This window comes from [Mycoplasma] phocae (genome assembly GCF_003332325.1).
In the GTDB taxonomy this organism is placed as follows: Bacteria; Bacillota_I; Bacilli_A; order Mycoplasmatales; family Metamycoplasmataceae; genus Metamycoplasma; species Metamycoplasma phocae.
Genome location: NZ_CP029295.1, coordinates 719,916 through 732,664, shown reverse-complemented (window position 1 = coordinate 732,664; position 12,749 = coordinate 719,916). Strand labels below are relative to the sequence as shown.

11 protein-coding genes are annotated in these 12,749 nt (G+C 25.4%); 3 read left to right on the top strand and 8 right to left on the bottom strand.

Annotated elements, in window-relative coordinates:
* Window positions 1–100: 100 nt before the first annotated feature.
* The 5 genes from DA803_RS02965 to DA803_RS02945 form a co-directional block, all read right to left on the bottom strand.
* Entirely contained in the window at window positions 101–652 is a 552-nt protein-coding gene (locus DA803_RS02965; RefSeq protein ID WP_114191124.1) for a ribosome-recycling factor, read from the bottom strand.
* 9 nt (window positions 653–661) lie between these two features.
* Complete coding sequence (gene pyrH, locus DA803_RS02960) at window positions 662–1,396, bottom strand: UMP kinase (RefSeq protein ID WP_114191123.1); 735 nt, start codon at window positions 1,394–1,396, stop codon at window positions 662–664.
* A gap of 80 nt (window positions 1,397–1,476) precedes the next feature.
* On the bottom strand, window positions 1,477–1,698 hold the full coding sequence (locus DA803_RS02955) for a sigma factor-like helix-turn-helix DNA-binding protein (RefSeq protein ID WP_114191122.1): 222 nt from the start codon (window positions 1,696–1,698) through the stop codon (window positions 1,477–1,479).
* Complete coding sequence (ftsY, locus tag DA803_RS02950; protein WP_114191121.1) at window positions 1,698–2,753, bottom strand: signal recognition particle-docking protein FtsY; 1,056 nt, start codon at window positions 2,751–2,753, stop codon at window positions 1,698–1,700. The genes DA803_RS02955 and ftsY overlap by 1 nt, the downstream gene beginning before the upstream one ends.
* Before the next feature lie 286 nt (window positions 2,754–3,039).
* On the bottom strand, window positions 3,040–3,270 hold the full coding sequence (locus DA803_RS02945; RefSeq protein ID WP_114191120.1) for a hypothetical protein: 231 nt from the start codon (window positions 3,268–3,270) through the stop codon (window positions 3,040–3,042).
* A 534-nt stretch (window positions 3,271–3,804) separates the two neighbouring features.
* Between DA803_RS02945 and DA803_RS02940 the strand changes: the two genes are divergently transcribed.
* The gene (locus DA803_RS02940) at window positions 3,805–4,734 is read left to right on the top strand and encodes a gamma-glutamylcyclotransferase family protein (RefSeq protein ID WP_114191119.1); all 930 of its coding nucleotides are present in this window, start codon (window positions 3,805–3,807) and stop codon (window positions 4,732–4,734) included.
* A gap of 187 nt (window positions 4,735–4,921) precedes the next feature.
* Here DA803_RS02940 and DA803_RS06665 read toward each other — a convergent pair whose 3' ends face one another.
* Window positions 4,922–6,784, bottom strand: a complete 1,863-nt coding sequence (locus DA803_RS06665; protein WP_114191118.1) for a S41 family peptidase — start codon at window positions 6,782–6,784, stop codon at window positions 4,922–4,924.
* A 187-nt stretch (window positions 6,785–6,971) separates the two neighbouring features.
* Between DA803_RS06665 and DA803_RS02930 the strand changes: the two genes are divergently transcribed.
* Window positions 6,972–8,573: an MATE family efflux transporter gene (locus DA803_RS02930; RefSeq protein WP_114191117.1), complete on the top strand. Its 1,602-nt coding sequence runs from the start codon at window positions 6,972–6,974 to the stop codon at window positions 8,571–8,573.
* Between the two features lie 64 nt (window positions 8,574–8,637).
* Here DA803_RS02930 and DA803_RS02925 read toward each other — a convergent pair whose 3' ends face one another.
* Window positions 8,638–9,738 (bottom strand): hypothetical protein, encoded by a 1,101-nt coding sequence (locus tag DA803_RS02925; protein WP_114191116.1) that lies wholly within the window; start codon window positions 9,736–9,738, stop codon window positions 8,638–8,640.
* A 908-nt stretch (window positions 9,739–10,646) separates the two neighbouring features.
* Here DA803_RS02925 and DA803_RS02920 point away from each other — a divergent pair.
* Entirely contained in the window at window positions 10,647–11,819 is a 1,173-nt protein-coding gene (locus DA803_RS02920) for a variable surface lipoprotein (RefSeq protein WP_114191115.1), read from the top strand.
* A 104-nt stretch (window positions 11,820–11,923) separates the two neighbouring features.
* Here DA803_RS02920 and DA803_RS02915 read toward each other — a convergent pair whose 3' ends face one another.
* The gene (locus DA803_RS02915; RefSeq protein ID WP_114191114.1) at window positions 11,924–12,694 is read right to left on the bottom strand and encodes a hypothetical protein; all 771 of its coding nucleotides are present in this window, start codon (window positions 12,692–12,694) and stop codon (window positions 11,924–11,926) included.
* Window positions 12,695–12,749 lie beyond the last annotated feature (55 nt).

Below are 12,749 nucleotides of genomic sequence, written 5' to 3'. Positions count from 1 at the left end.
GATTATATTATTATATTATGTAATTTTTTAAATAGTTTTAAAAGCTGAAATTAAATAAAAAAAAGCATAAACTATCTATGCTCAATTAGTTTTGTGAAAATTAAATGGTAAGTAAATCTTTTTCTTTTTCTTTAGACATTTTATTAATTTTTTCAATTGATTTATCAATTTCTTTTTGAATATTGTCTAAATATTGTTTTTGTAGATCTTCTGAAAGTTCCGAATCATTTTTAATTCTCTTATTAATGTCTTGACGAAATTTTCTAACCACAACACGCGCATGTTCGGTGATTGAACCTAATTGTTTGGTCATTTCAACTCTTTTTTCGGTTGTCATTTGTGGATATGTTAATCTTAATTGATGGCCTTCATTTGCCACTGATATATTAAGTTTACTATCAATAAGAGTTTTTTCAATTGTTTTAAGTACAGCAACATCATATGGTTTTACTAAAAGTTGAAGTGGACTAGCAATACTAATAGCTGAAATTTCTTCTAAGCTAATCATTGAGTCATAATAATTAATTTGAATTTTGTTAATTAGTGCAGGATTTGCTCTTCCAACAGCAATTTTTGTCATTTGTGTTTCAAAATTATTAATATTATTTTCAATTTCTTTATTTAGTTCCATTAAATATTCGTTTAATTCCATGTTTTTTCCTTATTTTAAATTGTCATTACTTGTAATTATTGTATGAGGTATTTTATTTTCGATTACCCGAAGCAAAGCATCATTTTCGTTAATGTCAAAAATAACAATATCAATATTATTATCTCTTGCCATCGAAGCCGCTGTTGAATCAATAATCTTTAAATCTTTTTCAAGTAATTCATCATATGATATTTTATCATATTTTTTTGCCATAGTATTTACACGCGGATCGGAATCATAAACTCCATCAACATTATTTTTACCCATTAAAATTGCGTCGGCTTTAATTTCACTTGCAAATAGAGTTGAAGCGGTATCGGTGGTGAAAAATGGTCTTCCAGTTCCACCCGCAAATATAACTACTTCACCATTTCTAAGATATTTTTTTGCCTTCTCATTAATGTAAACTTCGCAAACTTTAGGGTCCATTGTTAAACTTGATAGCACCCGACAATTTAGATTATTATTTTCAAAACCTGATTGCAACGCCAAAGCATTCATTGTGGTTGCCAACATTCCAATATAATCAGCTCTTACTCGCTGAATTCCATTTTTAGCCGCACTTGTACCGCGTCAGAAATTTCCACCCCCGACAACAATTGCAACTTCAATTTTTTTATCAACAATAACTTTTAATTGCTTCGCAAATTTATCAACTAGTTCATAGTCAATTGCTAACTTTTTTTTATCTTTATTTGCCAAACCTTCCCCGGAAAGCTTAATCAAAACTCTTTTATATGGCATTTTTACACCTCTTTTTAAACTATCTAATTAATTATATATTATTTAAATTCTTTATTAACTTTTTAATAATAGGACTTTTACTACTTAGCAATTTTTTTATCAATATCTAATAGTTTTTCCTTTGCTTTTTTTACTGCATCAAAAGCTCCACTTCTTGTCATGGCAAGCTCTTTGGCAATTTCTGAATATGATAAATCTTCAAAATAATATAAATACAACGCTTGTTTATGAGCTTGAGTTAATAGATCTTGATATTTTTCATACAATTCAATAATTGTAGTACGCTCAGAAATATTTTCCATTATTCAATCAACCCTTTCATTAAACCATAAATATATGACTCTAAATCAAATTCAGCTAAATCATTGACTTGTTCTCCCAATCCAACATATTTAACAGCTAAATTCAGTTCATCTTTAATGGTCAATATAATTCCACCTTTTGATGTACCGTCCATTTTGGTTAAAATAATTCCTGTTAGTGGAGTAGCTTCACCAAAAACCTTTGCTTGAACAATTCCATTTTGCCCTGTTGTCGCATCTAAAACCAATAAACTTTCATGAGGAGCATCAGGAATTTTATTTGATAAAACTTTATTTAACTTAGCAAGTTCTGACATTAAATTAACTTTGTTTTGTAATCTTCCGGCAGTGTCAATGATTAGAACATCATATTTTTCAATTTGAGCCTTTTCAATTGCACGATATACAACCGAAGCCGGGTCTTTTTCATTTTCATTAGGTTTAATAATGTCAGCTCCAACGCGATTAGCTCAAATCTCAAGTTGTTCAACTGCAGCAGCCCTAAAAGTATCAGCAGCAGCAATTAATACTTTATTCTCTTCATGAATAAGTTTATTTGCTATTTTAGATATTGAAGTAGTTTTTCCCGATCCATTCACGCCAACAACTAAAATTACATTAAGCCTACCCTTTTCTACATTTAAAGAAGTGTCAATAATTGAGTTAGAAGTATAGATAGTAAATAATTTATCAGCAATAATTTCACTAATTAATTTCGGGTCACTAATATTTTCATTCTTTACTTCTTTTTTACATTCATTAATAATAATTTGCACTAACTTGATTGAAATATCTGACATAATTAAAATTTCTTCTAATTCTTCAAAAAATTCCTCATTGATTACATTGTATTTATTTTGTAATTGTTTAATACTTTCTGTAAATGACGAATTTGATTTTGAAAGTCCAGCAATGTATGTATCAAGTTTTTTACTTTTCTTTAGTTCTTTATCAAGTTTTTTTTGTTCCTTCGCCTCAATTTTGGCTTGTTTTTTAGCTATTCTTTCTTCTTTGGTACCAAATAGTTTGTCTTTTAAATTGGATCAAAATCCCATAATAATCCTTTCGCTCTTAATTTATATTAAATTTTAAACTATATATTGCTATATTGCCATAAGTTATATTATTTGTTTATTTATTTTACAATAACATTTTGATTTATATAACAATCAGACACATATTCTAATAAATAGAACAATTCCAAATAGTAAATTCACCTGTGTAAAATAAATTTATGATTTAATTTAACTCCAAAATTTTTTATTATCTAACTAAAATTAACAGTATAAAAAAGGCCAATGCCTATTTTTTATACTAATCTTAAATAGTTTTCCAAGTAGATTATTCAAGATTAATTTTTTCTTCAGATTTTTGAAATACATTTATTCTATTTGTAACATCTATTTCATTGACTATTCAACGTTCAAAAATATAACTTTTAATAAAGTCATTAATACGGTTTTTTCCATTAATTTCTCTAAGAGTTACTATCAATCCAAATTTAAGTCCAAAATCGTCTAAGGGATTTAATCTATTAACTGTTTTTATTTCTAAACTCCAGTTTTTAGACATATTTTCTTTTCAAATCCGCGGCTTATTATGATTAGAAATTTTGTCAGCAATAAATTTAACATTATCTTAGTGAAAGAGCATAATTAGCTAACTCGTTTTCATTAATACTATTAAAATATCTAGCGATTTCAATTACCTCGCCATTAAATGCAATTTCGTCTTTTTCATAATGATATTTAATTAAATTTAATATATTTTTCTACTTCATTTTTTCCCCTTTATTCTATAAAAAGATTATACATTTTTGGGACAAAATTTTTTTATATGGGACTAATTTGTAAAAGTAAATTATAATTTGTTAACAAAAATAACTATTATTTTTAACCCAAGTAGTTTTCTTTTACTTATGAAGAGTAACTCATTGTTTTAAATTTATTATTTATTTATTCTAAATGGCATAAATCTTATTTTTAGTTAAGATAACCAACTATTTAAAATTAAATAGAAAAAACTTATTATAACAATTTGCTTTTTTTAATCAAATCATTTAAGCATTTATTAAAAGCTAAATTAAATACTATATAATTTAGAATAATGAAAAAAGATGATAAAACAAACAAAATTTATTTATTTGCTTATGATGAAATGGCAAATATTGAATTTTTTACAAGACTATTTGGGTTAAATGTAACTCATGAAAAAGCAAGACTAACTGGATTCATAAAATGTGTGAATCGCGATGGTAATTTCTTTATAAAAAAAGATACAAACAGTTTTATAGAAGGAATGGTTTTTGAAATTAGTAAAGAGCAGCTTTTTTTAGCTGATAAATGAAAGCTAATGCCAATTTATGATCGATTTCTTGTTAATGTGCAACTAATTGAAAAAAACGAAATATTAGAGAATGTTTATGTATATTCTAAAATTGAAACATCTGAATATAAAATTGTCACAAAAAGTGATGAAGAGCCACCAAAAAATATTTCTTTTTTTCAAAACTTTATGAATTTTTTATCAATACAAAATGAAATGAATAAATACGATTTATACGATTTTCTTTTTGTTTACAAAGTGGAACCAAAAATTAAAGCCTATTATGAAAATGTTGATAACCCAGTTGGATTAATTTCTTTTAAAAACACTGAAAATCATAATGAAATAACTACTATTCCTTCTGTCATTGTTCCTTTTGAAATAAATGGCAATAGTTATCTTTCTATTAGTGTTTTTAACCGCAATGACTATTTCAATGCGATTCAATATTATGAGATGTTCTACCAACTTAATGATTATGCAAAAATTGAAGTTCAATTTACAAGTTTCACAACTAACATAAATTTAGATACCTTTAAAAATACAAAACCAGATTTTATTCTTTCTCTAAAAGAAGATAAAAACATTTCTACAAATAAATATGCTGAATATGAAAAAGCGTTTGAATTAGTAGTTCCGGAATTTAAAATTGAACATTGAGAACGCTTTAACGATTTAGTTAATTTCTTTTTTAATAAAGTAAAAAAATAGCAAAAACTTTTGTTCGCAGTTATGCTAGTCATAGCTGCGTTTTTATTTCCGATTTTTAGTGGCAATTAATTAGCTATCATTTAAAATAATTAATTTAGTATGCTATTGATTTTATGGCATTTTACCTTAGAAAATATAAATAAAAACATCAAAACTAAATGTTCTGATGTTTGTGTTATTTCTTCTATTAATTTGTTTTTGAAAGAATACTGTCAATGTATTTGTAGTCATAGAATTTTTCGTATGGTAATTCCATATCTGGAACAATTCCATCTTCTATTGATTCATTTTTTTCACCGAAAACAGCGTTATTAGGTGAACTAATTGTTACAGTTGTACCATCTAAAAGAGTGATTGGCATAATAGCTGACATACCCCCACCAGTTCTTTGACCAATGATTTTGGCAATTCCCATTTCTTTAACAATACTTGTCAATTGGTTAGCTGCACTAAATGTATTAATACCAACTAAAATATTTCAATTGTATTGTTCATATGCGTTTTTACCATATTCATTATTACCTTTGGTATCAACTAGTGATTTACTTAAATCAGCACGACGATTTAGTACATCGTATTCACGGTTTAAAACTTCTTTGTTAGTCATGAATCCTAATGTTCTAACCATAGATGAAACACTTCCACCACCATTAATTGCTAAGTTTAAAACAATATTTTTAATTTCTGGTTTTTTAGATAATTGTTCTTCCATTAAATATCTCATTAAGAAGTATGTGTCATATTTTCATCTGTCTGGTTTAGCTAATTCTTCTTTAGTTCCATCTTCGAATCTTAGTAATGTAACAAAAGCAGTATTACCTTCATATTTTATGTAATCATCAGCATTGAAATCTTTAATTTTTTTGTCAAATGCTTTTTCAAAGTTTTCAACTAATTTTTTACGATTAGCATTAAATTTCTTAGAATAATCACCGCTAAGATCTTTACCAGCCAAAATTTCAGTTCATGGTGCTACTCATCTTTCCTCATAGTATGAAAGAGAATTCATTCTGGTGTGTAATTCATTTAATTGCTTTTGGAAGATATTAACATAAGCTTGGTTAAAATCGTCTTTGTTTGTTGATAAGAATTTTGCTTTATCATCATCACTAATATATGAGTCAAATGATTTTATTTTTTTATGTTGTTTTAAACCATAGAAATGGTCCATTACAAATAAAAAGTGTTTATATGTAGCTTCTCTTTCTTCTTTGGTTGGAGTTTGATTGTTTTTCTTGTTTTTTCTAATTCTTTCTAATGCTGTAATTGGAGTTTCGCCAAAGGCATTAACACCAGCTGAAACATTAGTAAAGTTTTCACCGTTGAAATATAAGTTAGTGAATGCTTGACTCATAAATAAAGTGTTAAATATTGGAAATGGTAATAGTAGTTTTCCTTCCTTGTAAATAATGTCCATACCATATTTTTTTAAATCAAATAGCACACCTTTATTGTCTTCAAAACGGTTGCTGTAATTGGTTTTTAAAAATTGAGCACTATTGGTTTGTTCTTCAGGCTTTAGTATTTCATAGAAGAATGATGTACTTGTAGCATGAATGAAGTCTTTGCCTCAGTTAAAAATAACTTGGTTAGATAATTGATTTTTAAAATATGTTTGATATACTTTTTGGTTATTTGTTGGATCTACATATGATTTAAAAGCACTAGTGTCAATAAATCCACTAAGTACATTTAATGCTTCATCAACATCTACATAAGGAACAACTTCATTGTCCGCTTTAAAATATGCAGTTAATTCATTATCAGCAATTGTATATTCGTTGTTGAAATTCTTGAATCCATATTTTTGTGATCTAACAGCAAGATCATCATCATTTTTTGGATCGATGGTAATGTTTGAAATACCACCTTCTTCTCCGTTTTGATTTCTTACATCCTTTTTATTATTTTTGTCCTTTTCCCTATTTGTATCATTTTTATTTTTTTCATTTTGACAGCTTGCAGCAACTAGTGATATAGGGGCAATGGCACCTAATCCTAATGGAACTAAAACTGATGTCAAAATTTTAAATTTTCTGGTTTTTTTCATTATTTTTGATTCCTCCTTAAGGATATTTTTTTTAAACATGTTTGTATAAATTTTATTCTAAAATTGGAAATTTAAAAAAAATTGACAAATTATTAGTTATTTTTAGGTAATTTTTTATAAAAAAAATGAAAAATATACAATATTTTTTTACTTATTATTTTTTTATTTTCTTGTAAAATTAACAATTATGAAAAATGGACTGCTAAGAGAGAAAACTAAAATTTTTTTTGCTGTTAAAGATTTTAAATTTATTTTTAAACTCACTTTACCAATATTTATTCAAACATTATTTTTCTCAATAATTTCATTAATTGGATCTCTTGCAGTAAGTTTTTACCAACGTGTTTATCATATTGACGGATCTTATAATGGATATTATTTTTATGCAATTTCTAAAATTATAACTGTTTATAAAATTTTGGTTTTTATCCCAATTATTTATCAACTTGGAGTCTTAGTTGTTGCCTCAAATTTATATGGACAGAACAAAGTTAATAAAATTCCACAAGTCATTTCATCTGCAATATACATTTCACTTATTTTGAATTTTATATGCTACTTTATTATGTTTGGTATCTCGCCAATTATTCTTTCAAAGGCCGGTGCACGAGAATCTGCAATATATGGTTGAACAACAAAAGAGAATTATGAAATTTTTAAAAGCAATTTATCGATTGCTAATAATAATCAAATACCAATTCACATTTTAACAAACGGCGGAACTTTTGACAATAAAATTTTTGCCAATAGTCATCCTATTGTTTTAGTTAACAACGAATTAGAATTTGCACAAAAATTTTTAAGAATATCCACTCTAGATATATTTATAGTTTCAATTGCCTATATTCTCACTTCAGCACTACAATCTATTGAAAAAAATAAATTTGCTATTGTTGGAGTTATTGCTGCAATATTTTTTCGGACAATTTGAACATATTCAATTCTTCTAATTCCCAAAGAAATTGATCTTATGATTTTAATATCATTGGAAACAATTATTGGGGGCTTAATCCAATTATTTGTAGCATATATTTTTGTAAATAAACTAATAATTCAAAAACAACCCAAAATACCATTTAAATTATCTTGAAATTCTAAATACATTAAAGAAGTATTAAAAATTGGAGCTCCAATTGCCATTGAAACCGGAATTTGATTTACTTCACAATATTTTATTGCTGCCTCAATTCCATATGCCATTTCACAAGATAAATTTATTGGAATATGAAGAGCAGTAAATAATGGATATGATGTCTTTAATTCATTTACATTAGCACTAGGATATGTTACTAGTGTAATAGTGGCCGTTGAAATTGGTAAACAAGATTTTAATAGAGCTCATTCACTCGGAAGAAGTGCTTTTAAATTAGGACTATACGCACAAATAATTTTTTCTATACTCGGAATAACTATGACATATCCAATGCTAGCAATTTACTCAATTGACAAGCAACTGATAGATTCTTTAGGTTATAGCATTATGGCAATTTTTATGGTTAAAGCAATTTTTGATGTTGGTAATCTAACAATTTTGAGAGGTTTATGAGGTGCCAATGATGTATGAATGCCAATATTAGTGGCACTAACTACCATGATTGGTCTACAACTTAGCACAATTTATTTTGTTGGTATTTATCAAAACACATCAAAAGCATCAACCAAACTAAGTGCTGAAACATATATTATTATAATTTCATTAATTGCCTTGGTAGATCCAATCGCAAGAAGCACTTTATTCAATCTCAGATGAAATAGCCGCGTATGACAAAAATATGCAAAAAGATTATAAAAAAATGGTAATTTCATGCGATTACCATTTTTAATTTATTGTTTTTTTGTTTAAAAACAATACGTTATTGAATATTAAGAATTTTCTTAATTTCATCAACTTCTTTATTAATATCTTCTATGTCTTGTTTAGAAAGAGAACCTTTTTTACCTATTGTTTCATTTAATTTATTCAAAATATTTTGCGATTTGTTTTTGATATTCTGATCACTCATTTTTTTCAAATATTGTTCTAATTGATATTTTGCTTGAAACAAATTTGTGTACTTATAAAATTTTTCATCTTTTATTTCATTCATTAAATCTCATATTCCTATGAAAAAATAAATTCTATAGTTATTATCGTTTGGATTAGCTTTATTTAGTTCAGAAAATTCCCGATTTTTATTTTCAATAAAAACGAGAAATTTAGCATAAATGCCACTGGGAGCCCCTGCTACAATCACATTTTCTAAATTTTTCTTGAATTCAGAATTTTGATTACTTTTATACTCAATAAAATCCTGTATAAACTTCTTACCATTATCTATATATTCTTTATTTTTATCATCCTTTATTTCATTTAAAATAAAAAAAGCTTCATTCTCAAATTGATATGTTTCATATTTAGTATCCGAACCGCCTGATTTTTCATAAACATCAACAAATGATTGATATGCTAAAAAATATAAATTTGAATACCATATTTTTCTTTTGAATTCTAATGTTTTTTCATCATCTATCTTATCTTTAGACATATTATCTTGATCTTTTTTGTTGGGATCCTTCATTTCCTTATTATCATTTTGATTTTTATCCATATCATCAGGGGATGGTTTCATTTCCTGTTTACTGTTATCTCCCTGTTTGTCAGTGTCAGGTTTTTTATTACCATTATTCATATCTTTTTTATTGTTTTCATTCATGCCGTCTGGTAAAAGTTTTTTCATATCTTGATTTTTTTCTGATTGTTTACCATTATCTTTGTCCATATTATCAGGTTTTTTATTCATACCTTGATCATTATTATTCATGCTATCATCAGGTTTATTAGGTTTTTTCATCATTTCTTGATCGCTGCCACCTTGACTACCATTATCTTTTTTTCCACATGAAGCTGCGATTAAGGGAAGGATTGCAACCACTGATGGTAGAGCAATTCATCACTTGAAGTTTTTCTTTTTCATAGTTATTCCTTTTGCATATTTTATTGAACAATTATAATATATATACGTATATATAGGAAAAAATAGTTAAAAAAAAGAAGAATTTGACATTTTTTTAAAGATTTGGATAACGAATTTTTAAATAATTTATAATCAATATAAAACCTAAAAAACTAACAAATTAAATTTGCTAATTTTTGTAGTTTGAATTTTCAATTTTAGTATTTATCTGCAAATTTAAATACTCTAAATCCTAAAATAATATTAAAAAAAGTTAGAAAAAATCACCTATCTCTAAGGCGATTTTAAATATTCTTGTTATTATTTCTGAATTTATAAACAACACATAAAATAACATATATAAAAACATAAATACTAAATAAATTATATTAATATAACAACAATTACGAACACTACATATTTTTTTTGTTAATGTGTATATAAAATTAGTACACAGCTAAAGTATATCAAAATAGGCCTTATTTTTAATAAATTTTTGAGTACAATGCTTACTTTCTTAATTATTTTTATTATTTTGTGATGCTTTATGTGATGTTATTTTTTTATATTATTAAATGAATTATTATTTTTTTATTTCTTATTTGAATCAATTTTACTATGATTATTGTTATTAATATACAGAACATTATCTAGATAATGTGTCCATTAAAATGGTTAATCAACTAGGGCATAATATTGAGCATTTTTTTCATTGCAGTTTTCTCTAAAAAAAACTAATATTTACTTTTTTTAAGCATTTTTTTCATAAAAAAGTACAAAAAACGTAAATAAAATATTTCCCCAATTACTAAAAAAATGGTTGACCTAATTTTTGTGTTATCATAAAAGTACAAGATATATACTTAAAAGACTTTATTTTAAGTAAATTTTGTAAACAAACAAAAGTGAAAAGAAAGGATTCTAGTAATATGAAAAAATCAATTAAAATACTTATTTCATTAGGGACTTTTGCAAGTGTTATTACATTGCCATTAATTGCTGCTTCTTGCGGAAATAGCAAAGGTAAAGACATGGATGGAAAAACAGAAGATAAAGATAAGGGTAAAGATAAAAAGGAGCCTGATATGGATAAAAAGGGACCTACTACTGCTGAATTACAAGAAAAACTAAATAAAGCAACATTTACCTACAACTCTGAATTTACTAATGTTAATAATTTTGCAATTGACAAGATTTCAATTTCTGAAACCGATTTTACAATTCAAAAAGATAGCGCAAAATCAAATTTTATAAATTACAAAGACAAAGGCGTTCTTGTTCAACTTACCACCTTAAATAAAAACCGTGAATTTTTGGTTTACATTAAATTTATGTTAAGCAATACTAATAAAACTGTGGGAACAGTAATAACAAAACAAGAATTTGATAAACAAAAAGAATTAAACGACAAAATAAAAGCTGTTAAATTTAAGTACGATGAAAAAATTGAAAAAAATAAAATGTTTGATTTTAAAAAATTAACTATTGTTGGAATTGATGGTTTTTCAATTGACGAAACTAAATCAACATATTATTTAACCGAAATCTTCTTATATGCTAAAGTTACTATAAAAAATTCAGATGTTCAAGCTGAATATTATGTAAAACTAGAATTTAATAAAAATAAACCTGAATCAATTAATGTTCAAGCACAAGAATTTGACAATGGAATAAAAGGTATCAATATTCAAAAAAGAGAGATATTAGGAATTCTAAACTCTAGTGGTGCTCCAGAAGATGAAAAAGCCAAATTGAGAGAAAAAATTAATGCCGCATTATCTTTGCGAGAATTAGCAAAACTAAGAGAAGAAATTACTAACTCAAGAATAAAATATAATCTTTTAGATTTAATAAAAGGATTAGAAAGTAAAAATAAAAATAAATACGATGAATTTGTTAATTTAATCAATAAATCAAAAAATGAAAACGATTTAAGCCCTATTTATCAATATTTTATAGCTGAAAAATTTAAAATTCTTGATTTTGCAAAAGAAAACGACGACAAAACAAAAATAATCAATGCAAAAACATTTGATGAATTATATAAATTAGAAGAAGAAATAAAGAAAAAAATGTCAAACACAATGAAGCCAACAAGCTAAATTTTAAAATTTTCATACTAAACAAAAAAACAAGTAATTTACTCCTACTTGTTTTTTTGTTTAGACTATAACTATTGAATTAATTAATTAAATAATTATCGCAATTAATCTATTTGCTTGATAATTTCATTGATTTTATTGATATCTTTTATCTCTAATTCACCTTTATTTACTATTGTTTTGTCAAAAATTTCTTTAATTGATTTAGCGACTTCTTTTATTCTACTATCTCCATCATCACTTTCCATATATCATTTTAAAACTAATCGAGGATAGAACAAAACAAGGTAATAGTAATGTTTTGTTTCTTTTAGATTTATTAAAATATCTCAAATTAGTCGAAAAACATCAAAATGAGTTCATGAAATACGATCATATTTATATTTATTGAAAAAATTGCCAGATTTCTCAATTAACAAAATTAATATTTCAGAATATTTATCATTAGTTTTAGATAATGAAGGATAGTAAATATTATTAATAATCTCTTCAAAATCTAAAGAACCTTGCTTATTATTCAAATAATTTTCATAACTGTTTATTAAATTTAAAATATTTAGAAGTCCATTTTGTTCTTTTGGATCATCTTTCAGTAATTTATTTATTATTGTTTTGGATTCGCTAATATATTTATAATTTCTTATACTATTATTTTCATATAAATCAATAAATTGGGCAAAAGTTATTGCATATAAATTTAAATACAACAAATTAGTTGGATATTTAGCACTATGAAATTCTTCCAATTGATCTTTTTCTTTTAATTTAAGTTTCACTAAATTATCACAATTGGTTTTGCAAGAAGCTGCGATTAGTGGTAATGATATAAAAATTATTGGTAGAAAAATTCCTAATTTAAAATTTTTATTTTTCATAATAATTCTCCTTATAAACTTATAAAAAAATATAATAAAAAGTGAAATATACAAA